Origin of the sequence: Pseudomonas sp. ML2-2023-3, assembly GCF_037055275.1 — a bacterium.
Classification (GTDB): Bacteria; Pseudomonadota; Gammaproteobacteria; order Pseudomonadales; family Pseudomonadaceae; genus Aquipseudomonas.
Genome location: NZ_CP146343.1, coordinates 101,123 through 126,555, shown reverse-complemented (window position 1 = coordinate 126,555; position 25,433 = coordinate 101,123). Strand labels below are relative to the sequence as shown.

Sequence of the window (25,433 nt, the reverse complement as noted above, 5' to 3'; positions counted from 1 at the left end):
GGTCTGACGGCACATCGCGGTGATGCCATCGCGAGCAAGCCCGCTCCCACAGATGGCTCAGGCGTTTCTAGGCAACACCACGGTAAACGTCGTGCCCTCGGCTTCGGTCGAGGTCACGTCGATGCTGCCCTTATGGGCGTCCACCACTTCCTTGATGATAAACAGGCCAAGCCCCAGGCTGGTCGACGTGCCCGGCTGGGTGATGTCTTCGCTCGGGCTGCGTACCAGCGGGTCGAACAGGGTGGCAATGGCGTCCTGGGCAATGGGCAGGCCAAGGTTGTGGACGCGCAAGGTCACGTCGCTCGCGTCCCCGCTCAGGCTCAACGTCACCTGGCCTTTGCGGGCACCGTGCTGCAGCGCATTGCCGATCAGGTTCTGAAGCAGCTGCCCCAGCCTGCGCGGATCCCAATGGCCTTGCACATCGCCTTCAACCTGCAGCCTCGGGGCGCGGTCGGGTTGCCCGGCACAGGCTTCGTCCAGCGCTGCCTGGCAGGCGACGGCCAAATCCATGGCCTTGGGTTCAATCGGCAGGTTGCTGCCCAGGCGGCTGCGCACAAACTCCAGCAGGTCATTGACCATCGTCCCCATATGGCGGGCACCATTCTTGATGGCCAGCACATAATTCAACGCATCGGCGTCGAGCCGGGCTTTGCGTTCCAGCATTTCAGTGGACATGCTCACCGCCTGCAGCGGTGCGCGCAGGTCATGGCCGAGGATGGCGAGGAAGATATCCCGCGAGCGGTTTACCTGTTCGGCGTAGGCCGCCGTTGACTCGGCCAGGGCCTGATCGATGGCCTCGTTGAAACGGATCATGTCCTGCATGTGCGAGAGGGCCGGGGCGTCGATGCTGGCGACCCACAGGCGGATCACGCAGGCGCGCAAATGGCGGAACTCCGAGGTCATCTGTACCAGATCAAACCCCACGGTATGGCGCAGTTCGCCATGGCTGGCGGCGGCTTCATCCAGGGCGGGGCTGGTCTCGGGGCCTTCGCCCTCGGCCTTGGCCTGCTGCTCGCTGGCCGTTTGTGCAGTGTTCATGTCCCGGGATGCGGCCAGCAGGATCTCCTTGGCATGGTCGCGCAACGCCAGGCTGGTCATGGAGTCGGCAGCCGGTGTGATGGTTTCGGCAAATTGCTCCCATTCATCGACGATACGATCAACATTGTGAACGATGAATTCAGATAGGCGCATGGCCACAAACCTTGCTGCAAGAGCGGCTGTATTGAAAGGTGACGCATCTTAACGCCAAAAGCAGCTTTTCAATACAACCGCCAATCCCCTGCAAACGCAGGGCATCAGAACAGAAAGTAGCGCTGTGCCATCGGCAACACATCAGCCGGTTCACACCACAGCAACACACCGTCGGCCTTGACCTGATAGGTCTGGGGGTCGACTTCGATCCTGGGCAAATAACCGTTGTGAATCAGGTCGGTTTTTTGCACATCACGGCAGCCCTTGACCACCGCGATTTGCTTTTGCAAACCCAGCGCTGCGGGTACGCCTGCGTCGAAAGCGGCCTGGCTGATAAAGGTCAGGCAGGTGGCATGGCGCGAGCCACCGTAGCTGGCGAACATCGGGCGGTAATGCACGGGTTGCGGGGTGGGGATGGAGGCGTTGGGATCACCCATCAGGCTTGCGGCAATGGCGCCACCCTTGAGGATCAGCGTGGGCTTGACCCCAAAAAACGCCGGGCGCCACAGCACCAGATCGGCCCACTTGCCCACCTCGATCGACCCCACTTCATGGCTCACGCCGTGGGTGATGGCCGGGTTGATGGTGTACTTGGCGATGTAGCGTTTGGCGCGGAAGTTATCGTTGCCCACGGCATCTTCGGGCAATGGGCCGCGCTGCTTCTTCATTTTGTCGGCGGTCTGCCAGGTGCGGGTGATCACTTCGCCCACCCGGCCCATGGCCTGGCTGTCGGAGCTGATCATCGAGAACGCGCCCAGGTCATGGAGGATGTCTTCGGCGGCAATGGTTTCACGGCGGATACGGCTTTCGGCGAAGGCCACGTCCTCGGCGATGCTCGGGTCGAGGTGATGGCACACCATCAACATGTCGAGGTGTTCGTCGATGGTGTTGCGGGTAAAAGGCCGGGTCGGGTTGGTGGAGCTGGGCAGCACATTGACCAGGCCGCAGGCCTTGATGATGTCCGGCGCATGGCCTCCACCGGCCCCTTCGGTGTGATAGGTGTGGATGGTGCGGCCCTTGAAGGCGGCGAGGGTGGTTTCGACAAAGCCCGACTCGTTCAGGGTGTCGCTGTGAATCGCCACTTGCACGTCATACAGGTCGGCGACATTCAGGCAGTTGTCGATGGACGCGGGGGTGGTGCCCCAGTCTTCGTGCAGCTTGAGGCCGATGGCCCCGGCCTCGACCTGTTCGATCAGCGGTTGCGGCAGGCTGGCGTTGCCCTTGCCGGTAAAGCCCATGTTCATCGGGAACGAATCGGCGGCCTGGAGCATGCGCGCCATATGCCAGGGGCCTGGGGTGCAGGTGGTGGCATTGGTGCCGGTGGCCGGGCCGGTGCCGCCGCCGATCATGGTGGTGACGCCGCTGTTGAGCGCTTCTTCGATCTGCTGCGGGCAGATGAAGTGGATATGGGTGTCGATACCGCCTGCGGTGAGGATCATGCCTTCGCCCGCGATCACTTCGGTGCTGGCGCCGATGGCAATGGTCACATTGGGCTGGATATCCGGGTTGCCGGCTTTGCCGATGGCGTGGATGCGACCGTTCTTGAGGCCCACATCGGCCTTGACGATGCCCCAGTGATCGATGATCAGTGCGTTGGTGATCAGGGTGTCGACCACCTCGCTGGCGAGCAACTGGCTTTGGCCCATACCGTCGCGAATCACTTTGCCGCCGCCAAACTTCACTTCTTCTCCGTAGGTGGTGAAGTCCTGCTCGACCTCGACCCACAGCTCGGTATCGGCCAAACGAACCTTGTCACCTACGGTGGGGCCGAACATGTCGGCGTAGGCCTGACGGGATATTTTCATGGTCGGTTCCTGTGTGTGATTCACTTTGTAGTCGCTGCCGAAGGCTGCGAGCAGATGTGTAAGGGGTAGGGGAAACGGGTTGCGGTGCAACCCTTCGCAGCCTGCGGCAGCGACTACAGCGTGGCGTTGTCCAGATTGCCCATCACCCGCCCGGCAAAGCCGAACACCCGGCGCAACCCGGCCAGTTCCACCAGTTCCACTTCACGGGTTTGCCCCGGCTCGAATCGCACCGCCGTGCCCGCCGGGATGTTCAGGCGCATGCCGCGGCTGTCACCCCGGTCAAAGATCAGGGCGTCGTTGGTTTCGAAAAAGTGATAGTGCGAGCCCACCTGGATCGGCCGGTCTCCACGGTTTGACACGCTCAGGCTCAGGGTGCGCCGGCCCACGTTCAGTTCGATCTCGCCCGCCTCGATGTGGTATTGGCCCGGAATCATTGCGGCTCACTCAAGGTTTTGAAGTAGATGGCCGTCGGGCTGTAATGGCCGCTGGGGCTTTGGCAGTAGTTGGGCAGTTCGCCGACGCGGGTGTAACCCAGGGCACTGTAGAAGTTTTCGGCCGGTGAGCCCGCTTCGGTGTCCAGGTGCAGCAAGCCACGCTTGAGTTCCCGTGCACCTTGTTCCAGCGCGTGGATCAGCACCTGGCCCAGCCCGCGGCGCCGCACTTCGTTGAGCACCAGCAACTTTTGGACTTCGGCGCGGTTCAGGCCGTTGGCCTTTTGGCACAGGATCAGTTGCACGCTGGCCAGCACGCGCTGGTCTTCAACCAGTACCCACAACAGCAGATTGCCTTGCTCCAGTTGGGCGTGAACTTCATTGAAGTAGCGGCTGGCCTGGGGCAGGTCGAGGTCGTTCATGAACCCCACCGATGCGCCGTGTTTGACGGCGTCGAGCAGCAGCACAATCAAGTCTTCGCGGTAGTGGGCAAAATTCTGCGCCGTGACGCGCACCAGTTGTTCGGTCTTCATTGTGCGGGTTCCTTGGGGGGCAGTGCGCCGGGGTTGAGCATCAGTTGCATAAACGTCAGGTCGAGCCAGCGGCCGAACTTTATCCCCACCTGCGGCATGCGCCCGCTGGTGACAAAACCCAGTTGTTTGTGCACGTGGATCGAAGCCGCATTGGCGCTTTCGATGGCCGCCACCATGACGTGCTTGTCGCAGGCCCGGGCACGTTTGATCAATTCGGCCAGCAATTGCGGGCCCAGGCGTTTGCCCCGTTGCTCGGGATGGACATACACCGAATGCTCCACCGTGTGGCGGAACCCTTCAAACGGACGCCAGTCGCCAAACGAGGCATAGCCCAGGGCGATGTTGGCGTCGTCGACAATCACCAGAACCGGATAGCCCTGGGCCTGGCGAGCGTTGAACCATTGCTGGCGGTTGTCCAGATCGACCGTCTGCTCATTCCAGATGGCGAGCGTGTTGAGCACCGCATCGTTGTAGATCTCGCGAATCGCCGGCAGGTCTGCCGCGACAGCATCACGAATGACGTAAGACATGGCGCGGCCTCAGGCGATGGGTTGATGGACAGTGACCAGTTTTGTGCCGTCCGGGAAGGTGGCCTCGACCTGGATGTCGGGGATCATTTCCGGGATGCCTTCCATCACCTGATCGCGGGTCAGCAGGGTGGTGCCGTAGTGCATCAGTTCGGCCACGGTGCGGCCATCGCGGGCGCCTTCGAGCAGGGCGGCCGAGATATAGGCGATGGTTTCCGGGTAATTGAGCATCACGCCGCGGGCCAGTCGACGTTCCGCCAGCAGGCCGGCGGTGAAGATCAGCATCTTGTCTTTTTCGCGAGGGGTCAGGTCCATGATCGGGTCCGTGTTCGGCAGTTTAAAAATGTTGAGTGTGGGAGCGGGCGGCTCAAGTACTCCAGATCCTGGGGGCCAGCGCTTCTCGCCCCAGCAGCGCCGGACGCAACAGACGCCATAAATCAATCAGCCAGGCCCGTGCCTGCAAGGCTTCACCCGCCAGGCAGCGGGCTACCAGCAAACCCGGTAACTGGGTCAAGTCGCCGCGCACCGGATTGGGCAGCGAGCGACAGGTTTCCAGTAATTGGGCGCTGATCTCGCCCGTCACCAGCAACGTGGCAAACACCGGGTTGCCGTCCAGGCCAATGGGCGAATCCAGCAGCCCGTCGCCGCCCACAATGCGCTGGCGCTCATGCCAGAGCAGTTGGCCGTCGCGGCGCAGATCCAGCCGCGACTGGAAGTGCCCGTGCTCGAAACGCTCGCCACTGGCCAGTCGACCCAGCGCCACCATGTCCCAGTAAAACAACCGGGCATCGCCCTCAAGTTCGATACGGGTCGCGAGTTCGGCCTGGGCCGCGCTGAAGACGATGGTTTCTTGTGGCAGCCATTCCAGAGTCGCGCCGGGTGCGACCTTCAATGTCAGGTTCTGACAGGCTGGCCCGGCAGCGCGATACCATTTGGCCGCACCGGGGCTGGTCAGTTGTGCCCAGGCATCCGGGCCGACGCTGGCACTGATGTTGAGTTGATCGCCACCGGCAATCCCGCCCGGTGGATGGACGATGATGTGCTGGCAAACCTGCGGCCCTTCGGCGTACAGGTGCTTTTGCACCCGCAACGGGCCGACATGACGACGCAGGGTAGGGCGCGTGCTGTCGCCAAAACGGCCATAGCCCAGCTCCAGCTCGGCGTGCCAGCTGGGGGTGAACAATGGAGCGTTGGCAGGCAGGTTCATATGTAGGACTTTTCACTAAATAGAGACGCAGATTAAATCGTTACCAGCCCGCGTACACCTTCTGTTTGCATATTTTCGCCACGGCCTTGCTGCACGATTTCGCCCCGTGACATCACCAGATACTGGTCAGCCAGTTCCTCGGCAAAATCATAAAACTGCTCCACCAGCAAAATCGCCATATCCCCCCGTGCGGCGAGCATTTTGATCACGGCCCCGATCTCCTTGATCACCGAAGGCTGGATGCCTTCAGTCGGCTCATCGAGGATCAGCAAGCGCGGACGGCTGGCCAGCGCGCGGCCAATGGCCAATTGTTGCTGCTGGCCACCGGACAAATCGCCGCCGCGTCGATGCTTCATTTGCAGCAATACCGGGAACAGCTCGTAGATAAACGCCGGAACTTCCCTGGCCTCGGAACCGGGGAAACGCGAGAGGCCCATGAGCAGGTTTTCCTCCACCGTCAGGCGCCCGAAAATCTCCCGGCCCTGGGGCACGTAAGCGATACCGGAGTGGACCCGCTGGTGGGGTTTGAGCGTGGTGATGGTTTTACCTTCCCACTGCACATCGCCTTCCTTGACCGGCAGCAAGCCCATCAGGCATTTGAGCAATGTGGTTTTGCCCACGCCATTGCGGCCCAGCAGGCAAGTGACCTCGCCGACTTTCACTTCAAACGACAGACCGCGCAGGATGTGGCTGCCGCCGTAGTACTGATGCAGTTTCTGGACGTTTAGCATGTTGATTTCCTTTTTGAACTGCGCCGCTTCTGTAGCCGCTGCCGGAGGCTGCGATCGAGCGCGTAGCGGTCGCGCTCTTGAAATGGTTGAAGCCCCTTCGGGCCTTATCGCAGCCTTCGGCAGCGACTACAGGTAATCATTCAGCGGCCCAGATACACCTCGATGACCCGCTCATTCGCCTGAACCTGTTCCAGCGAGCCCTCGGCCAACACGCTGCCTTGGTGCAGCACGGTCACATGGTCGGCAATCGAGCCGACAAACCCCATGTCGTGTTCCACCACCATCAGCGAATGCTTGCCCGCCAGGCTCTTGAACAGTTCGGCGGTGAACTCGGTTTCGGCGTCGGTCATGCCCGCCACCGGTTCGTCGAGCAGCAACAGTTGCGGGTCTTGCATCAACAGCATGCCGATTTCCAGAAACTGCTTCTGGCCGTGGGACAACAACCCGGCAGGTCGATGGGCCGAGCCGCTCAGGCGGATGGTGTGCAGCACTTCGCCGATGCGGTCCTTTTGCTCGCCGCTCAGCGTTGCCCGCAGGCTGGCCCACACCGACTTGTCGGTCTTTTGCGCCAGCTCCAGGTTTTCAAACACGCTCAAGGCTTCGAACACCGTGGGCTTCTGGAACTTGCGCCCGATCCCGGCCTGGGCAATCTGCACTTCACTCATCTGGCGCAGGTCCAGGGTTTCGCCGAACCAGGCCTGCCCTTCGCTGGGCCGGGTCTTGCCGGTGATCACGTCCATCATGGTGGTCTTGCCCGCGCCATTGGGGCCGATGATGCAGCGCAATTCGCCAACGCCGATGTACAGGTTGAGGTTGTTCAGCGCTTTGAAGCCATCGAAGCTGACGCTGATGTCTTCCAGGGTCAGGATGGTGCCGTGGCGGGTGTTCAGGCCCGGTTCAACGCGCTGGCCAAAGCTGATGGCGTCACGGCTGCTGCCCGCGTCTTTGTTGGGGTCGAGGATAGGTTCGAACATGACATTCCTCATTGGTCGGCCTTTTTCTTCAACAGGCCGATCACGCCTTTGGGCAGGTACAGGGTCACGATGATGAACAGCGCCCCCAGGAAGAACAGCCAGTATTCGGGGAAGGCCACGGTGAACCAGCTTTTCATGCCGTTGACCACGCCTGCACCCAGCAGCGGGCCGATCAGGGTGCCGCGTCCACCCAGGGCTACCCACACGGCGGCTTCGATGGAGTTGGTCGGCGACATTTCGCCGGGGTTGATGATGCCGACTTGCGGCACATACAAGGCACCGGCCAGGCCGCACAGCACAGCGCTCAACACCCACACAAACAGCTTGAAGCCACGGGGGTCGTAGCCGCAGAACATCAGGCGGTTTTCCGCATCGCGCAGCGCGGTCAGTACGCGGCCAAACTTGCTGCGCGCCAGCCGCCAGCCGAGAAACAGACTGACCACCAGCAACAGCACCGTGGCGAAGAACAGCGCGGCACGGGTGCCGGGTTCGGTGATGCCAAAGCCCAGGATGCTGCGAAAGTTGGTGAAGCCGTTGTTGCCGCCAAACCCGGTTTCGTTGCGGAAAAACAGCAGCATCCCGGCGAAGGTCAGGGCCTGGGTCATGATCGAGAAATACACGCCCTTGATTCGCGAGCGGAAGGCGAAAAAGCCGAACACCAGTGCCAGCAAGCCGGGAGCCAGTACGACCAGGCACATGGCCCACCAGAAGTGTTCGGTGCCGACCCAGTACCAGGGCAGCTCAGTCCACGACAAAAAGGTCATGAAGGCGGGCAATTCATCGCCCGAGGCCTGGCGCATCAGGTACATGCCCATCGCGTAGCCACCCAGGGCGAAGAACAGGCCGTGCCCCAGGGACAGCAGCCCGGCGTAGCCCCAGACCAGATCCAGCGCCAGCGCGACAATGGCGTAGCAGAGGATCTTGCCCACCAGCGTGAGGGTGTAGGCCGAGACCTGAAACGGGCTGTCGGCAGGCAACAGGGAGAGCAGCGGCAAGGCCAGCAATACCAGCAGGACCAGGCCACCCACCAGGGTTGTAACGGTGGGCCCGGCTTTTTGTGCCGCAGTGACCATCAGAGGCTGATTCATCAGTCGATCACCCGTCCTTTTAGCGCGAAGAGCCCTTGCGGACGCTTCTGGATAAACAGAATGATCAGCCCCAGGATCAGGATTTTGCCGAGTACGGCGCCGATCTGCGGTTCAAGAATCTTGTTGGCGATGCCCAGGCCAAAGGCCGCGTAAACAGTGCCTGCCAGTTGCCCGACACCGCCCAGCACCACCACCAGGAACGAATCGATGATGTAGCCCTGGCCCAGGTCCGGGCCGACGTTGCCGACCTGGCTCAAGGCTACGCCGCCGAGCCCGGCAATCCCCGAGCCGAGGCCGAAGGCGAGCATGTCCACACGCCCGGTGGGTACGCCGCAGCAGGCGGCCATGTTGCGGTTCTGGGTGACGGCGCGAACATTGAGGCCCAGGCGGGTCTTGTTCAGCAGCAGCCAGGTCAGTACCACCACGGCCAATGCGAAGACGATGATCACCAGGCGGTTGTACGGCAGTACAAGGTTGGGCAGCACTTGCAGCCCGCCCGACAGCCATGCCGGGTTGGCCACTTCAACGTTTTGTGCACCGAACATGACGCGTACCAGCTGGATCAGGATCAGGCTGATGCCCCAGGTGGCGAGCAGGGTTTCCAGTGGACGGCCGTAGAGGTGACGAATGATCGTGCGCTCCAGCACCATGCCCACGGCAGCGGTGACAAAGAATGCGACCGGCAATGCCAGCAAGGGGTAGAACTCGATGGCGCCAGGAGCAAAGCGCTGGAACAGCAACTGCACGCAGTACGTGGAATAGGCGCCGAGCATCAGCATCTCGCCGTGGGCCATATTGATCACGCCCAGCAGGCCGAAGGTAATGGCCAGCCCGAGTGCCGCCAGCAGCAGAATCGACCCCAGGGACAAACCACTGAACGCCTGCCCCAGCAGGTCGCCGATCAGCAGTTTGCGCTTGACCTGGGACAGGCTGGTTTCGGCTGCGGTGTGTACCGTGGCATCGGTTTCGACGCCAGGTTGCAGCAGGGTTTCAAGACGGGTGCGGGCCAGCGGTTCGCCGGTTTCTCCGAGCAGGCGCACGGCGGCCAGACGCACGGCAGGGTCGGGGTCGACCAGTTGCAGATTGGCCAGCGCCAGGCTCAGGGCGGTGTGTACATCGCTGTCGGTTTCGCCAGCCAGTTGCCGGTCGAGGAATGAGAGTTGTGCAGGGCTTGCGGATTTTTGCAGGTGTTGCGCCGCACTCAGGCGCAGCTTGGGATCGCTGGCAAGCAACTGATGGCTGGCCAATGCCGTGTCGATCAGCCCGCGCAGACGGTTGTTCAGGCGCAGGGTTTTGGACTGGCCGTCTACCGTGAGCTGACCTTGTTGCAGGCTGTTGATCAGTTCGACGCGGGCAGGGACGGGGTGCGCGGCCCAGCGTTCGAGCAGTTGGGCCTGCTGTGAATTGTTGGCAGCGGCGAAGTCGCTGGCGTCATCGGCCTGTGCGGCCAGGGGCAGCAACAGCAGTAGCGCGACGATAACGCGGTAAAGGGCAGTGGGCATAGTTATGGCCTTGCACAGATAGAAGCAATTCAACACACCTGTGGGAGCGGGCTTGCTCGCGATTCAGGCAACGCGGTCTTTCAGTGAAACCGTGTTGATTGCATCGCGAGCAAGCCCGCTCCCACAAAAGCACAACGATGAGGCTGGCCTCAGTTACCCTTCACCGCGTAATCCGGCTTTTTGTCGTTGCCCGAGATGTAAGGGCTCCACGGCTGGGCGCGGATCGGGCCTTCGGTCTGCCACACCACGCTGAACTGACCGTCAGGCTGGATCTCGCCGATCATCACCGGCTTGTGCAGGTGGTGGTTGGTCTTGTCCATCGTCAGGGTGTAGCCCGACGGCGCGGCAAACGTCTGGCCGGCCAGGGCTTCGCGCACTTTATCCACGTCGGTGGACTTGGCTTTTTCGGCGGCCTGGGCCCACATGTGAATGCCCACGTAGGTGGCTTCCATCGGGTCGTTGGTCACGGCTTTGTCGGCGCCCGGCAGGTTGTGTTTCTTGGCGTAGGCTTTCCAGTCGGCGACGAACTTATCGTTGGCCGGGTTCTCTACCGACTGGAAGTAGTTCCAGGCGGCCAGGTTGCCCACCAGCGGTTTGGTGTCGATGCCGCGCAGTTCCTCTTCACCCACCGAGAACGCGATCACCGGAACGTCGGTGGCTTTCAGGCCCTGGTTGGCCAGCTCTTTATAGAACGGTACGTTGGAGTCGCCGTTGACCGTGGAGATCACCGCCGTTTTGCCGCCTGCCGAGAACTTTTTGATGTTGGACACAATGGTCTGGTAATCGCTGTGGCCAAACGGGGTGTAGACCTCTTCGATGTCCTTGTCGGCCACGCCTTTGGAGTGCAGGAACGCGCGCAGGATCTTGTTGGTGGTGCGCGGGTACACGTAGTCGGTGCCCAGCAACACAAAGCGCTTGGCACTGCCGCCGTCTTCGCTCATCAGGTATTCAACGGCCGGAATGGCCTGCTGGTTAGGGGCTGCACCGGTGTAGAACACGTTGGGCGACATCTCTTCGCCTTCGTATTGCACCGGGTAAAACAGCAGGCCGTTGAGTTCTTCAAACACCGGCAATACCGATTTGCGCGACACCGACGTCCAGCAACCGAATACCACGGCCACTTTGTCCTGGGTCAGCAACTGGCGGCCCTTTTCGGCAAACAGAGGCCAGTTGGAGGCCGGGTCCACCACCACCGCTTCGAGCATCTTGCCGTTGACGCCGCCCTTGGCATTGATCTCGTCAATGGTCATCAGCGCCATGTCTTTGAGCGAGGTTTCGGAGATCGCCATGGTTCCGGACAGGGAATGCAAAATCCCCACCTTGATGGTCTCGGCGGCTTGCACCGTCCAGGTCAGGCCCATTGCCGCGATGGAGGCGGTCAGGGTGAAAGCCTTGATCAAGCTGCGACGCTTCATGGTGCGATCTCCAGGTATCTGATTTTTAGAGGATTGATCTGAACACTGAGAAGGTCTTAGCAAGGGCTGTGCCGGAGTTGAAATAAGGCTCTGCAACGGGGCTTTGCGCGAAAATCGGGCGTCATGGCGCACCAGTTGGGGGCTTGAGTGCGCTGCCTTGGTGCCAGGCAGGCATAAATCGCCTGCCTGGGGCCGTTCGCCCCAGGAGGGGGCGGTTTCGCAGGGCAACTTAACTATTTACCGCCCGCTCAGCCCACCGCTCTTGATGATGAAAGGAGATCTGGCCTTGGCCGATCTCCCTTCTTTGATCAAGGATGCCATTGCTATGGACTACACCGAGAACCGTGAAAAGCGCAACGCACATCCCAATGTGCAAACCGTATTGCCGACGCTAAGCCCGGCCTTTATCAATGCCGATGATGCCGCCCGCTTTGCCCACCAACTGATCGCGGACTACCGCACCGTCGAGTACGGTGGCGCTATCCTTCAAGACACCCAGGGACGCTATTTCGCAACGCGCCCGGTAAGAGGAAGACAAAGCTCGTTTGATCCGACATTGGTCATTTCAACCGATGCCAAAGGTATGTTTATCACCCCCCCCGGTTATACCTGCGTGGCCTTGTACCATTCGCACCCGGCGAACTACGACAAGCTGCAAGGTGTTTTAAAATCATGGCCACCCCAGGACATTCAAACCGCCATCAACAGCTTTTCTACTGCGGACATGGTGCTCAATCGGCTCAATGCCTATTTTGCTGTCGCCCATTATTTGTCGGGGGTCAATGGCTCGCTGCTCAAATACATCGCCAGCGGATCGCCTCTGGAAGAAGCGCTCACAGAACGAATTGCCCTCGATACCAGCGAGGGGAAACTGACATTTCCCACCATCGCCCAATACATCCAGGCGGCAGCCAGGGTCGGGACGTTACGGGTGATTCAGTCCACTGAAATATGGGGCGCAAAGCCGGGGCTGTTGCGGGGGGACTTCAAGGTGTTCACACCGTCAGAGTCTCTGGATATTGCCCCGGTGATCGTGCAGCAGCCCGCGTTTGGGCCTATCAGTGAGAGCATCGAGCAGGCCGTCAAAGAGATGCGGGCGCGGGTCAATCAAACCAGTGACAGCGTGTACGGGATCATCCTCGAACACAAAGGCCAGCCCGTGTTTGTCGCTTCGGAACCGGTTTCGGGGGAGCTGGATTTCTCGCTGTCGAAGATTTTCCCCTCGACGGCCTCCACTCCGGGTCTCATACCCCCTTATTACGAGGTGGCAGGCTTGTATTGCCGCGACGGTTTTTACCGCGATCCGAGCCTGGTGCCTGTGCAAGAGCCTTCGGTATTCAAGAATTTCCTGTTTCCCCAGGCCCTGGCCAATGGGGTCAAGGCTGCCCAGGCATTGGCCGGGCCATCGGCCGCGCGCGCAGTGCCGCTGTTTATCTGCACCACCGATGGCGCTGTCCTGAAATACGTCTCGACGTTGACCCCGGCCGAGCACACCTTGCTGGCGCCGCTCACCCAGGGTGAAGGGTTGGCGATTACGCGGGAGCTGCTCAGCGGCGTGACGCTCACCAGCGCGTTTATTCGCGAGCTTTCCCGCGTGGGCGAGTTAAGCGTGCTGCACACCAGTGACTTGTGGAGCAGGGAGGGGCGGGTGACACCCGCCTGGCAACCCTATGATGGCTTTTACCGGCGGGCCATGAGCCCGTCTTTCATCTCGGCTGATGATGCCGCGCGTTACGCCCACGAACAGATTGCCGGGCGAGATGACAAGGTCTACGGCGGCCTGATCTATCAGCGGCTGGACAATCGTTTTGTCGCCACTGAGCCCCTGGCCTGCCATAACGAGAGCTTCGATCCCGCCTGCGTGCTGCCACCAGAACTCATCGCCCTCACCCCCCACGGGTGTGCCGTGGTGGCGGTTTATCACACCCACCGTGTGCATCCGTTGTGGCTGTGGCGTTCAGCCTCGCAGGAACAGGTGTGGCGCAACATGCTTGAACCCCACGAGCTCAATGCGGCCATCCGGGATCGTGAGTGGGCCAGCATCCGCTATTTTTCGGCGCGCAACGGCACCTTGCTCAAATACACCCCCAGCGACTCTCCCCTTGAACGGGCGCTGCGCACGCAGATCGCGCCGCCTGTGGAGCATCCCGAAAATGTTCGGCGCAACGCGATGCACATGACCCTGCGGGCCAACTCGATCAAACCCGTGGACTACGTTCGTCAGGTCGCTCAGGCGGGGGATTTGCAGGTTGTGGTGGGCAGTGCGTTGTGGGGGCAGCCCGGCAAGGTAGCGGCGGACTTCAAGCCGGGTGCCGTGCCAGCTGCGACAGAGGCGCTACGGCCTCTGGCTTGCAGCCCGGTATTTACTCAATTGGAGGATGCCGTGCGCTATGTGCACAACGGTCTGACGTTTGCGCAAACGTCTCAATACGGGGTGATACTCGCCAGTCTTCACGGGGACGAATACGTAGCGACCCTGCCACTGGAAGGCGGGGAATTTACCCTGGACCGATTGTTTGCCCGGGATGCAGTGACCGACCAGCACCGACTGCCGCCGGGTTTCAAGCTCCAGGCCGTCTATGTGGCAGCCCCCAGGGTGGCGGCAGGCGTGGAAGGGTTGGACACCAGGCGCATTTACGAGGCATTTGTGTCGCCGGTGGATTTCGCCCGGGCACTGGCGCTCAGTGACAGTATCAAGGCGCAAATTGGTTTGGTGCCTGCGGCTGCGGTGCTTTACCTGTCCAGCAGCGACGGTGCGCTGTTGCGCTATATCGACAGGTCATCGCAGGTGCAGTTGGCCAGCGGCGTATTCAGGGAGGGCGGTCAGGCCACGCTTGATCAACTGACAGCCCTGCGGCTCACGCCGCTGGACTATGTGCGCAAGGTGGCGATGGCGGGTGATTTACAGGTGATCAAAACCAACCCGGTCTGGACCCGTGCGGGGCGTGTCAGCGCGGGCTGGCAACCTTATGGTCTGGAATTGCCCGCTGCGACGGCCAGCAACATCCGGTTCTTTGCCTTGGGCCCCGTGTTCAGTCACCCCGACGATGCGGCGCGGTATGAGCATCAACACCTCAAGCATCCGTGCGTGGCCAATATGATGGGGGGCGTGTTGCGTCACCCCGATTACGACACTTACGTGGCCCTGCAATTGATGGAAAACGATGAGCCGGTGAATGTGGCGCAGATGATTCTGGGTACGCACTTGTCGCTGCCGAACGTGCCGGCTGCCAGAACGGTGTTGCCCGGTGGCTATGCCATCAAATCCCTGCATTTCGCCCGTGAGGTCAGCGGGCAGGTGGCGGGCACTGCGATTGAAACCAATCTGCTGAAAAACATGTTTTGGCCGGTCGACATTTGCTACGCCACCCGAACACTTCACCGGGAGTTGAGCGACGTCAGTGTTGATTTTCTGTACCTCTCGACCGATGACGGTGGGCTGTTGAGGTACTGGCGCGGTGACAAAGAGGCCAATGACCGGCTGTGTGAATATGTGAGCGGCGCCAGTGTCACCTACGAGCGCTACTTCATTGAAAACAGCAGCCCGACCCGAACCCCGGCCCTGCCCAGCGATACCCTGACCCGTGTGCTCAACTCAGGCGGTCTGCGGGTATTGGAACCGAGCAGCACCTGGCCGCGAGCCGGGGCGGTCAACACCCGCCTTACCGTGTCGACGCAACCTGTGGCGTTTGACTATGAAGGCACGACCCCCGGTATGCCGGTGGTGCAGTTGAAAGTGGGGCCGGTGCGCGATGAGCTTTAGCGTTTACGCATCAAGCCAATAAAGAACAGCCCGCCTATCGCTGCCGTGGCCACGCCGATGGGCAGGTCCTCGGGAGCGATCAGGGTGCGGGCCGCCACATCGACCCACACCAGAAACACGCTGCCCAGCAGCGCCGACACCGGCAATAAACGCCGGTGTTCGGCGCCCACCAAACGCCGCGCAATGTGCGGGATCATCAGGCCGACAAAGCCGATCGAACCGCTGATAGCCACCAGTACGCCGGTCATCAGCGAGGCGATCAAAAACACCCGCAAGCGTACGTTGCGCGCATTCAGGCCCAGGGTCACGGCGGTCTGCTCGCCAGCCATCAGGGCGTTCAACGGGCGGGCCATGCCCAGCAGCAACACCAGCCCCAGCAGCACGCTGGCGCTGGGGATGGCCAGCAGTTCCCAGCGCGCCAGGCCCAGCCCGCCGAGCATCCAGAACAGCACGGCGGAGCTGGCGCGATGGTCGCCCAAAAACAGCAGCGTGTTGGCCACAGCCATCATCACAAATGACACCGCGACCCCGCATAACAGCAGGCGGTCACTGTCCAGGCGGCCATGACGGCTGGCGATCGCCAGTACCAGCAGCATGCTCAACAAGGCCCCGATAAACGCGGCGATGGGCAGGGTCAGCAGGCCGACGATTTCGCCCACATGCAGCACCACAATCACAGCACCCAGGGTGGCGCCACTGGTGACGCCGAGCAGGTGCGGGTCAGCCAGCGGGTTGCGGGTGACCGCTTGCAGCACGGCACCGATCAATGCCAGCCCGGCGCCCACCAGCGCTCCCAGGAGCATGCGCGGCACCCGGATCAGCCACACGATGTGCTCCTGGCCCGGGCTCCAGCTCACGTCGCCAAGGCCGAACAGCTTGTTCAGCAAAATGTGCCACACCACGTCCACCGGCACCCGCGCCGGGCCAAAACCCAGCGACACCACGCACGACACCAGCAGCAGTGCGCCGAGGCCGATCAGCAACAGGGCGTAGCGACGAGCCATCATTGTGGGTGAAAGCCTTTGGCCAGAGTTTCGATGGCGAGCACGTTGTCGATACCCGGCGTGGCTTGCACATAAGGGATGACGATAAAGCGCTTGTTACGGATGGCGTCCACCGATTGCAGGGCCGGGTTGGTTTCCAGGAAACGTTGTTTCTGCTCGGCCGTGACTTCGCTGTAGTCGACAATCACGATCACCTCGGGGTTGCGCTCGACCACGGTTTCCCAGTTGATGCGGGTCCAGCTGGCGTCGATGTCGCTGAGGATGTCATTGCCGCCTGCCGCTTCGATCAGGGCGTGGGGGATGCCCAGCTTGCCCGAGGTCATGGCACGGTCTTCGCCGCTGTCATACAGAAACACCCGGGGTTTTGTGGCGGGCAAGGAGGCTTGCACCTCGGCGATTTTTTGCTGCATGTGCACGACCACCTCATGGGCGCGGTCTTGCACGTTGAAGATCCTGCCCAGGTTGAGCAAGTCGTCGTAGGTGTCTTGCAGGCTGGCAGGCGGGCGCTTCATCACGAAAGCGCAGGACTCGGTCAGCTCATACACATTGATGCCCAGCGGAGTCAGGGTTTGCGGGGTCAGGTCGCCGCCTACGCGCATGCCGTAATCCCAGCCCGCGAAGAAGAAGTCGACGTTGGCATTGAGCAGGGTTTCCACCGACGGGTATTTGCTGGCCAGTTCCGGCAGGCCGTCGAGGATCACGTTCATCTCGGGCGTCACCGCCTTCCAGCCACTGATGCCGCTGTAGCCGGCCATATGCGGCTTGAGGCCCAGGGCGAGCATCATCCGGGTCATGTTGATGTCGTGGCTGACCGCGTGCTTCGGGGCCTGGGTAAAGGTCACGTCGCGGTTGCAGCTCTTGATCGTCAGCGGGTACTGCGTGGTCTGGGCCTGGGCCAGTTGGGCACCCAATACGGCGCAAAGGCCGAGTGCGAGGCGGATCAGCTTCATGGTTGGGTTATCCAGGTAATGCGCGGGTAGCCGGACAGCGGGTGGTCGTCGATCAATGCCGCTACGCCAAAGACATCGCGCAACAGTTCGACGGTCAGCACTTCGCGCGGGGTGCCGCTGGCGATGATCTTGCCGTGGTTGATCACGTACAGCCGGTCGCAAAACGCGGCGGCCAGGTTGAGGTCATGAATGCTGGCCATGGTGCCGATCTTCAGGCGCTTGACCAGTTGCAGCAGCTCCAGCTGATAGCGCGGGTCGAGGTGATTGGTCGGCTCGTCGAGGATCAACAGTTCGGGTTGCTGGGTCAGGGCCCGGGCGAGGATCACACGCTGTTTTTCACCCCCCGAGAGGGTGGCGAAGGCGTGGTCTTCAAAGCCGTTGAGGCCGACTGACTGGAGAGCGTTTTTGGCCAGTTCACGGTCGGCTTCGGTGTCGCCGTCGAACAGGCCCTTGTGCGGGGTACGGCCCATGGCGACGACTTCATCGACGGTCAGGCCAAAGGCATCGGGAAATTCCTGCAACACCACCGCAATGCGCCGGGCGCACCAGCGGGGCGATTGCTGCCAGAGGTTGTGCGGGCCCAGATGGACCTCGCCCGACTCGGGTTTGCTGAAGCGATAAGCGCAGCGCAACAGGCTGGTCTTGCCGCTGCCGTTCGGGCCGATCAACCCCACGAACTCACCTGCCGCGACGTGCAGGTTGGCATCACGCAGCTTGAACTGGTGATGACAATGGCCGTGGCCCAAAGGGGTCCAGGCGAGTTGGGTGAGGGTGAGGCGGGTCATAAAAATCCGGGTTGGCCAATATTGAGAAAGATCCCTGTAGTCGCTGACGAGGTACGAGGCTGCGATCGAGTGCGAAGCGCTCGTAAAACCTGAGGTCTCAATGCAACTGATACCCCGAGGCGCCTGGTTTGCGACTGCTTCGCACTCGATCGCAGCCTCGTACCTCGTCAGCGACTACAGATTCGGTCAGAAGGCGTAGTCTGCGGTCACGAAGAGCGAGCGCGGCTCGCCCATGATCCATTGCTGGCCGTTATTGTATTGGGTTACGGCGTACTGGCGGTTGAACAAATTGTTCAGGCGCAGCCCCAGGGTGGTTCCCGGCAACGCTTTCCAGCTGACGGTGGCGTCTACCACGGTGTAGCTCGGCAGCTCGACGTTGTTGGCCATGTCGGCATAACGCGAGTCGACATAGCGCACGCCAGCCCCTGCGTTCACGTCATCGGTAACGGCCTTGCTCAACCACAGGTTGGCAGTGCGACGGGGTACGTCGGTGGGGCGATTGCCCTTGCGCGATACCCCTTCGTCATCGAATGTGTCGTATTGCGCCCGCGCCACCGAGGCATTGGCCTGCAACTGCCAGCGCTGCGGCAGTTGCAGGTCGAGGCTGGCTTCCAGGCCGCTGGAGGACTGCTCGCCGACTTGCTGTGATTTGCCCGGATTGTTCGGGTCGGACGTGATCAGGTCTTTCTTGACGATGTGATACGCCGCCACAGTCCATTCGCCGCGCTGGTCCCAGAACATCTGCTTGAAGCCGATTTCGGTCTGGCGGGCGCGGGCCAGGTCGAAGACCTGCTCGTCCGGGTACAGGCTGATCAGCCCGGCCACCCCATCAACGCTGGTGGCCTGCTGTGCATAGATCGACATGTCCGGCGTCAACTCATACACCAGTCCGACTTTCCAGCTGTTGGCCGACAGGCTGCGGTCGCTGCGTGTGTCTTTGACCAGATCATTGTTGTCCAGGTGCACGATGTCGCGCCTCACTCCCGTCACCAACGACAACTGATCCGTCAGTTCGGTGCGGTTTTCGGCAAACAGCGAGACCTGCTGCGTGGTGGTCTTGAACTGGTCGAGGTACGGCGAGCGGCTTTCGAACTGGCCACGATCCGGGTGGTACAGGTCGATCGGCTGGCCGTTGTTCACATCGGTGTACGGCGAGTTGCTGTGCAGGTTGAAGTGGATACGGTTGTAGTCCGCCCCCACCAGGGTTCTGCTTTTGAGGCCGAACAGGTCGTGGTTGAGGGTAAAGGTCTGGCGGTCGCCGACCTGTTCCTGCTCATGTTTGATGCTGAAGTAACCGCTGCGCAGCAAGGTCTGGCGGTCTTCATTCCAGGCATGGCGCTCGGCGTTCTGCCAGCGGCGCTGGGCCTTGAGGTAATAAAGCTCGTTGCTGGCGCTGAGGTCGTCGCTGATCTGCCATTCGGTGTTCAGGCGCGTCCACTGGTCGTTGTAATGCAGCTTGGCATCGCGCACGTTGTAGTTCTTGTCGCGCAGGCTCTTGTGATAACGGCCATTGATCAGCGGCACACCAAAGTCGTTCTGCGGCTCCTGGTCGCCGTAGTCGTGGCTCAGGGTGAATGCCAGGTCGTCGTTGGCCTGCCAGCGCAGGGCGGCACTGATAAAGGTGTTTTCGGAGTCGCCGTGGTCGATCCAGCCATTGCTCTGCGTGTGGTTGATGTTCAACCGGTAGCTCAGGGTGTCGGTGAGCGAGCCTCCACTGTCCAGCGCCTGTTGGCGGGCATCGTAGGAGCCGTAGCCCAGGCGGACATGGTTCTCGATTTCACCGCTGAAGGGTTTTTTCGGGATCACGTTGATCACCGCGCCGGTGGCACCTTCGCCATACAACACTGAGGCCGGGCCGCGGAGCACGTCGATGCGTTCCACCGACCAGTCGTCCACCGGGAACGTTACGGTGCCTGCGCCGCTGTACATGCGAATCCCGTCATACAACTGCATCACCGAACCCTGGCCCACAAAGCCCCGGGCCGAGTACGACGAGCCGCCGTTGCCCGGTGTGCCGGTGTTGCTGATGCCGGTGGTACGGGTCACGGCGTCCTGCACACTGCGGTCACCACGGGCACGGATTTGCGCACCGGTCAGGCTTTCGACGCTGGCCGGTGTCTGGAGGCTGTTGAGGTTCAGGCGCGAACCGGCGCTGGTAGCGGTCTTGAGGTCGATGCTTTCACGATCGACTTCAGGGGCGGTAATACTCGCGGCTGGCAATATCAGGGAAGGGGCACTGTCATCGGCCTGGGCGCTGTTCATCGCCAGCAGGCAGAGGCTGGAAAAAAGGTACGTGTTCATCGGGGCAGTGAGTCGCTTATTTCAAGAGGTGTCCCCGCTGCCTCCTGGCGGCGGGTAATGGAGCTTAAATTACTTTGTTATACAGTAACACTTATTTCGGGTGTGATACTGGCGTTCCATTATAGCAATGGCTCTGGAATGCGCCTCTCGGATGCCTCATGCGCATTATGAGAGGTGCTCACGTGGGCGTTTTTTGCGCATCAACAGCAGCAAACGATCAAGCACCCACACCGCAACCAGGGAAGCGGCTACCAGCGGGAACACAATTGCCAGGGCGAGCATGATGACCACGCCGGTTTTCCAGGTCGGCAAATCATGACGCAACGGCGGTACGCCCAGGCGACCCTGGGGCCTGCGCTTCCACCAGATCACCAGACCGCTGACCGAGCTGAGCAGGATCATCAGGCACACCACCAGGATTGCGATCTGGTTCAGCGAGCCGAAGAGTTTGCCCTCGTGCAGCATCACCCCCATTTCAGTGGCGCGGGCGACAGGGCCGTAGTGCTGCCAGCGCACATCCGCCAGCACCTGGCCGGTGTATTGATCAACATGCAGGGTGGCATCGTTGCGCGGGTCGTCGGCGAAGACGGCCACGGTAAAGACGCCGGTGGCGGTGGTTGGCAGCGTGATGCTGTAGCCGGGTTCGACCTTGCGTTCGATGGCAGTGTTGACCACGTCCTGCAACGTGATGCCCGGTGCCGCCGGGCCGCTTGGCATGGCGCCGTGGCCCATGTGTTCGGCATGGGCCCCGGAGACCGGCATCGGCGTATTTTCCAGCGCCCAGGGCACGGTTTGGCGAGTGACGGTGTTGAGGCTGCGGGCCTCAATATCCGACGTGGGTACGTTGTTCCACATCGCTGCCGGGAACTGGTTCCACACGTCAGCGTATTGCTTGCCCCAGAAGCCGGTCCAGGTCATGCCGCTGATCAGCATGAACAGCAGCAGGGCAGCGCCCCAGAAACCGGTCACGGCGTGAAAGTCACGCCACAGCACGCGTCCGCGACGGCTCAGGCGTGGCCACAGTATCCCGGCGGCCGATTGCCCCCTTGGCCACCACAGGTACAGGCCGGAAACCACCAGCACCACGCCCCAGCCTGCAGCCAGCTCCACCAGCCGGTCGCCGAGGGTGCCGATCATCAGCTCGCCATGCAGCGCCCGGGCCACGGCTTGCAGGTTGAGCTTGGCGTCTTGCTCGCCCCGTATGGCGCCGCTGTACGGGTTGATAAACACGTTGAGCTCACGCCCGTCGTTGTGGAGCACGAACTGAGCACTGCGTTCAGGATTGATCGGCGGCAGGTACTGGCTGATGTGGCCTTGTGGATAAGCGGCTTTCACGCGGCTGAGCTGCTCATCGGCGCTGAGGCTGTGATGGGCCGGGGTGACGTTGAGCAGATGGTCGTACATCAGGGAGTCAAGCTGGGGCTTGAACAGGTAGATAATCCCGGTCAGCGCCAGCAGGATCATGAAGGGGGCGACAAACAGGCCGGCATAGAAATGCCAGCGCCAGGCCAGGTTGTAGAAAGACGGTGTTGGTTGGCTCATGTGAGCGGCTCCGCAAGGTTGCATTGTTTATTTTTTAGTGTGGGAGCGGGCTTGCGCGCGATGCCGGCAGCGCGGTCTGTCTGGCTGACCGCGATGATGCAATCGCGAGCAAGCCCGCTCCCACAGGGGGTGGCGACTTGCGTCAGAAACTCACATCCACCTTGGTCCACAAGGTGCGGCCCGGTTCATTGATCGCCCTCGGGTCATTGGCCGGGTAGCCGTAACCGGCGTTGCCCGCCATGTTCAGGTGCTCGCTGTAGTTTTTATCCAGCAGGTTGTCGACGCCGGCGCTGACCTTGAGGTTTTTGTTGATGCGGTAGGCGCCATTGAGCGAGAACACGCCAAAACCTGCACTTTTGTCGAAATCCTTGCCCACTACGTTGCCCGCATTGCGGTCGATACGGCCCTGGGGTGCCACCACCCGCCACAAGGCGCCTGCACTCCAGTCAGCTTCGCTGTAGGTCAGGCCCAGACGGGTGTCCAGCGGCGGCATTTGAGGCAATGCCTTGCCATCGCTGGTGTTCTTGCCCCAAGCGTAGGCCAGGGTGGCGTCGGCTTTCCAGTTGGAGGTCAGCTGATAAGCCGCACCCACTTCACCGCCCATGATCCGGGCGTTGATGTTCTGCGCCTGAGAGTAGCCCTGGGCGTAGTCGAACAAGATGTAGTCCTGGACTATGCCCGCGTAGGCCGATGCCCAAGCTTCCAGATTCTGGGTTTTGTATTGCAGGCCCACGTCCAGCTGGGTGGTTTTTTCGGGCTTGATGGCATCGAACGCGTTCACCGAGCCGGCCGGGCCCGAGCTTGGGGAAAACAGTTCCCAGTAATCCGGGAAGCGTTGGGTGTGACCCAGACCTGCGTACAGCGTGGTCGGGCTGTCGGCCAGGTCGTGCTCATAGCGTACAAAGCCGCTGGGCAGGGTGTCGGCTCGGGTTTTGTCCAGGGTCGGGTTGGGTTTGCTCATCATTCCCGAGCCCAGGCGCGCGCGGTAATCCTTGGCAGAAGCTCGATCCAGGCGGGCGCCGCCGATTACCCGGTCACGCTCGGCGGCGTACCAGGTCAGTTCGCCAAATGCACCATAGTTGTGGAAGTCGGCGTCTTTGCTCCAGTTCTTATCCTTGTAGGTGTCGATGCCCATGCCAGAACGTTTGCGGTGTTCGTTGGTTTGCGCATCGATGCCGCTGATCAACTGGTAGTCAGCCCAGCGCCAGGTGGCTTTGACCCGTGCGCCAAGGGTTCGGCGGTCGACGTTGGACGCCATCGGCCCCGCCATCATGCCGGTGCCCGACGGGGTGCGCAGGGTGTAGTTGTCCATCACATGGTCGGCGTAGTTGTAGTAGACCTGAGCTTCGATCTTGTCGAGAACGTCGCCGATATTGGACTTCTCAAAGCGCAGCCCCAGGCTTTCTCGCTTGTACTGGCTGCCATCCATGCCGCGGCCTGCAGAGCGGGCTTCGCCATCGCCCTTGCCAGCGGTCAGTTCCAGCAGGGTGTCGGCGTCCGGGGTCCAGCCGAGGGCGATATCGCCGTTCCACTTGTCGTAGCGCGAGGGCACGGTGTCGCCATTGCCGTCTTTGTAGTCGTCGGCATGAGCGGTGTTGCCGATCACCCGTACATAACCCAGCGGACCACCGGCGGCGGCATCGATGGTTTTGTCGAAGCGGCCGTTGGAGCCGGCCAGCAGGCTGGCGTTGACCCGTGTGCCGAGTTCGCCGAAGTGCTCGGGCTCACGTTCGAACAGGATGGTGCCCGCGGATGCGCCAGGCCCCCAAAGCACTGTTTGCGGGCCTTTGATCACGGTGAGCTTGTCGTAGGTTTCGGGGGAGATATAGGACGTTGGCGCATCCATGCGGCCGGGGCAGGCACCGAGCATCATGCCGCCGTTGGTGAGGATGTTCAGGCGCGAACCGAACATGCCGCGCAACACCGGGTCGCCATTGGTGCCGCCGTTGCGGATCAGGGCGAAGCCGGGGATGGTTTTCAGGTAATCACCGCCATCGCTGGCGGGCACTGGCTGGCGCGGATCTTTGGGGTTGGTGACGACGGTCAGGGGCGAGCTGGGCGCGACGGCGGTGATCACCAGCGGGCTCAATTCATGGGTGTGCCCGGCCTGTTCGTCGGCCACGGCGGTGGACGCCAGAATTGCGCAGCTCAGGGTGCCAAGGGCAAAAGGTAAACGGGAGGCAGCAGTAAAACGGGACATAAGCATTCCAATATTCAAGCGAATACAACACGGCCACGCACCTGCGGCTGTCTAAGCAGCGCCTGCAGGTTGGCCGGATGAAGAGTTGTGTCGGTGCTTAAAGGAATACAGGCGGTGCGCGGGAGCGGGCGCCGGGGAAGACCGGTTGCCGGGCATGGCCCAGGCGGGGGTTGGCAGCCAGATAGCTGTTGAGTGTTGGCGCGCTGTGAAGGGCCAGGTCGGGCGTGCCGGGTAGTGCCGGGCAACTGAACAGCAACGTGCAGTAGCCGCACTTTGCCCAGATGGCATGGTGGTCGGTGGAGGGTTGTTTATGTTCGGCGTGCGCAGACATGTCCATGCCCATATCCATCGACATGGGCATTGGCATGGAGTCGTGATGATCCATCGGCATCGACTGGGAAATCAGCGGGCCGATAAAGATCATCAACATGGCAAACAGGCTCAGCCAGCTGCCGCGAATGGGCGACATGGTGTGCCTGGCGCGAGGTTCGCGCACGGGGGTCAGAAACCTTGGCCGTTAGTGGGCGTGCATGTGTTCCATGCTGTCGGCCGGGGCCTGTTTCTGCACATTGACCTCAACCGGTACGGCGCCTGCCTTTTCAAAATGCAGGGTCAGCGGGAAGTGCTTGCCGTCCTGCAGCAGGCTGCGGTCCTTGAGGCCGAACATCATCACGTGGTACGCCATGGGCGCAAACGTGACGGTGCCACCGGGCGGCACGTCGACGCTGGCGACGGGCAGCATTTTCATCAAGTCGCCCTCCATCACGTGCTGATGCAGTTCGGCTTTATCGGCAATGGGCGTGTCGACGCTGACCAGGCGGTCGGCGCTGCTGCCGGTGTTGTGAATGACGAAATAGGCAGCCACGGTCGGGGCGTTGGGCGGCAGCTCTTGCGACCAGGGGTGGGCGATTTCAAGGTCGCCGCTTTTGTATTCATGGGCGTTGGCAAAACAGGCAGGCAGCAACACAGCCGCCGCGATCACGACGTGCTTGAACAGGGAAAGGTTCAACATGGCAATTCTCCGGAACGATTCAAAACGCAAAGGGGTTGCGAGGATGAAGATCAGACCAGGGGTGAGGCGCGGGGGTTGAGGCTCGGCCATTGCTGGCGCGGGGTGGGGCGTTTGAGGTGATCGGGGACCAGGCTGTGGCCGTGCTCGATGGCTGCAAAATACAGCGAGGGAACATGCGCGGGCAACGCCACCAGCGGGGCTGCGCCTGAACAGCACCAGCAATGCTGCATGGTGGAGTGTTCGTCTTTCTGGCTGTCGCCGGCGTCAAGCTTGCCCAGGGAAACGGCGACCATCTTGGTGCCGGTGGAGGTGCAAAAGCTGCTCCACATGAATTGCTCGGTTACAGCGTTTTTGGCGTCACCCATCGCGCCGGCCGTCGACATGGCGAGCATGTTGAACAGCACTGCAAAGCAGGCGATCCAGGCAAATGCAAACCGTTGTCGGGACATGAGCAATTCCATGAGTGAAGCGA

Annotated in this window: 22 protein-coding genes; 1 reads left to right on the top strand and 21 read right to left on the bottom strand. The window is 61.5% G+C overall.

Going from position 1 to position 25,433, the window contains the following annotated elements; genetic code table 11:
• Window positions 1–57: 57 nt before the first annotated feature.
• The 12 genes from V6P94_RS00530 to urtA all read right to left on the bottom strand — a co-directional run bounded on the left by V6P94_RS00530 (window position 58) and on the right by urtA (window position 11,404).
• Window positions 58–1,191: an ATP-binding protein gene (locus V6P94_RS00530; protein WP_133078737.1), complete on the bottom strand. Its 1,134-nt coding sequence runs from the start codon at window positions 1,189–1,191 to the stop codon at window positions 58–60.
• 104 nt (window positions 1,192–1,295) lie between these two features.
• The gene (ureC, locus tag V6P94_RS00525) at window positions 1,296–2,996 is read right to left on the bottom strand and encodes an urease subunit alpha (protein WP_133078738.1); all 1,701 of its coding nucleotides are present in this window, start codon (window positions 2,994–2,996) and stop codon (window positions 1,296–1,298) included.
• A 113-nt stretch (window positions 2,997–3,109) separates the two neighbouring features.
• Window positions 3,110–3,430, bottom strand: coding sequence for an urease subunit beta (locus tag V6P94_RS00520; protein WP_133078739.1), 321 nt, complete (start codon window positions 3,428–3,430; stop codon window positions 3,110–3,112).
• A complete protein-coding gene (locus V6P94_RS00515; RefSeq protein ID WP_133078740.1) occupies window positions 3,427–3,960 on the bottom strand; it encodes a GNAT family N-acetyltransferase in 534 nt (177 codons plus the stop codon). Before V6P94_RS00515 ends, V6P94_RS00520 begins: the two co-directional genes overlap by 4 nt.
• On the bottom strand, window positions 3,957–4,490 hold the full coding sequence (locus V6P94_RS00510; RefSeq protein ID WP_219262785.1) for a GNAT family N-acetyltransferase: 534 nt from the start codon (window positions 4,488–4,490) through the stop codon (window positions 3,957–3,959). Before V6P94_RS00510 ends, V6P94_RS00515 begins: the two co-directional genes overlap by 4 nt.
• Window positions 4,491–4,499: 9 nt before the next feature.
• Complete coding sequence (ureA, locus tag V6P94_RS00505) at window positions 4,500–4,802, bottom strand: urease subunit gamma (RefSeq protein ID WP_133078742.1); 303 nt, start codon at window positions 4,800–4,802, stop codon at window positions 4,500–4,502.
• Between the two features lie 52 nt (window positions 4,803–4,854).
• A complete protein-coding gene (locus V6P94_RS00500; RefSeq protein WP_338648861.1) occupies window positions 4,855–5,694 on the bottom strand; it encodes an urease accessory protein UreD in 840 nt (279 codons plus the stop codon).
• A gap of 32 nt (window positions 5,695–5,726) precedes the next feature.
• A complete protein-coding gene (gene urtE, locus V6P94_RS00495) occupies window positions 5,727–6,425 on the bottom strand; it encodes an urea ABC transporter ATP-binding subunit UrtE (protein ID WP_133078744.1) in 699 nt (232 codons plus the stop codon).
• A 140-nt stretch (window positions 6,426–6,565) separates the two neighbouring features.
• Window positions 6,566–7,411, bottom strand: a complete 846-nt coding sequence (urtD, locus tag V6P94_RS00490) for an urea ABC transporter ATP-binding protein UrtD (RefSeq protein WP_338648860.1) — start codon at window positions 7,409–7,411, stop codon at window positions 6,566–6,568.
• Window positions 7,408–8,487: an urea ABC transporter permease subunit UrtC gene (gene urtC, locus V6P94_RS00485; protein WP_326427480.1), complete on the bottom strand. Its 1,080-nt coding sequence runs from the start codon at window positions 8,485–8,487 to the stop codon at window positions 7,408–7,410. The genes urtD and urtC overlap by 4 nt, the downstream gene beginning before the upstream one ends.
• On the bottom strand, window positions 8,487–9,989 hold the full coding sequence (urtB, locus tag V6P94_RS00480) for an urea ABC transporter permease subunit UrtB (protein WP_326427479.1): 1,503 nt from the start codon (window positions 9,987–9,989) through the stop codon (window positions 8,487–8,489). The genes urtC and urtB overlap by 1 nt, the downstream gene beginning before the upstream one ends.
• Before the next feature lie 149 nt (window positions 9,990–10,138).
• Window positions 10,139–11,404 carry an urea ABC transporter substrate-binding protein gene (gene urtA, locus V6P94_RS00475; RefSeq protein WP_338648859.1) on the bottom strand — a complete coding sequence of 422 codons (1,266 nt, stop codon included), beginning with the start codon at window positions 11,402–11,404 and terminating at the stop codon, window positions 10,139–10,141.
• 286 nt (window positions 11,405–11,690) lie between these two features.
• Here urtA and V6P94_RS00470 point away from each other — a divergent pair, with 286 nt between their 5' ends.
• The gene (locus V6P94_RS00470; RefSeq protein ID WP_338648858.1) at window positions 11,691–15,167 is read left to right on the top strand and encodes a DUF4329 domain-containing protein; all 3,477 of its coding nucleotides are present in this window, start codon (window positions 11,691–11,693) and stop codon (window positions 15,165–15,167) included.
• On the opposite strand, the gene V6P94_RS00465 is transcribed toward V6P94_RS00470, so the two are convergent.
• From V6P94_RS00465 to V6P94_RS00425, 9 genes are all read right to left on the bottom strand, one after another.
• The gene (locus V6P94_RS00465) at window positions 15,164–16,174 is read right to left on the bottom strand and encodes an iron ABC transporter permease (protein ID WP_133078749.1); all 1,011 of its coding nucleotides are present in this window, start codon (window positions 16,172–16,174) and stop codon (window positions 15,164–15,166) included. The genes V6P94_RS00470 and V6P94_RS00465 overlap by 4 nt on opposite strands.
• On the bottom strand, window positions 16,171–17,121 hold the full coding sequence (locus V6P94_RS00460) for an ABC transporter substrate-binding protein (protein ID WP_133078750.1): 951 nt from the start codon (window positions 17,119–17,121) through the stop codon (window positions 16,171–16,173). The genes V6P94_RS00465 and V6P94_RS00460 overlap by 4 nt, the downstream gene beginning before the upstream one ends.
• Entirely contained in the window at window positions 17,118–17,906 is a 789-nt protein-coding gene (locus V6P94_RS00455; protein WP_338648857.1) for an ABC transporter ATP-binding protein, read from the bottom strand. Before V6P94_RS00455 ends, V6P94_RS00460 begins: the two co-directional genes overlap by 4 nt.
• A 186-nt stretch (window positions 17,907–18,092) precedes the next feature.
• Entirely contained in the window at window positions 18,093–20,207 is a 2,115-nt protein-coding gene (locus V6P94_RS00450; protein ID WP_338648856.1) for a TonB-dependent receptor, read from the bottom strand.
• Between the two features lie 165 nt (window positions 20,208–20,372).
• Window positions 20,373–21,749: a PepSY domain-containing protein gene (locus V6P94_RS00445; protein WP_338648855.1), complete on the bottom strand. Its 1,377-nt coding sequence runs from the start codon at window positions 21,747–21,749 to the stop codon at window positions 20,373–20,375.
• A gap of 142 nt (window positions 21,750–21,891) precedes the next feature.
• Complete coding sequence (locus V6P94_RS00440) at window positions 21,892–23,949, bottom strand: TonB-dependent copper receptor (RefSeq protein ID WP_219262794.1); 2,058 nt, start codon at window positions 23,947–23,949, stop codon at window positions 21,892–21,894.
• A 97-nt stretch (window positions 23,950–24,046) separates the two neighbouring features.
• Window positions 24,047–24,418, bottom strand: coding sequence for a DUF2946 domain-containing protein (locus tag V6P94_RS00435; protein WP_133078799.1), 372 nt, complete (start codon window positions 24,416–24,418; stop codon window positions 24,047–24,049).
• A gap of 48 nt (window positions 24,419–24,466) precedes the next feature.
• On the bottom strand, window positions 24,467–24,961 hold the full coding sequence (locus V6P94_RS00430) for a copper chaperone PCu(A)C (RefSeq protein ID WP_219262795.1): 495 nt from the start codon (window positions 24,959–24,961) through the stop codon (window positions 24,467–24,469).
• Window positions 24,962–25,011: 50 nt separating this feature from the next.
• Entirely contained in the window at window positions 25,012–25,410 is a 399-nt protein-coding gene (locus V6P94_RS00425) for a DUF2946 domain-containing protein (RefSeq protein WP_338648854.1), read from the bottom strand.
• Window positions 25,411–25,433: the final 23 nt, after the last annotated feature.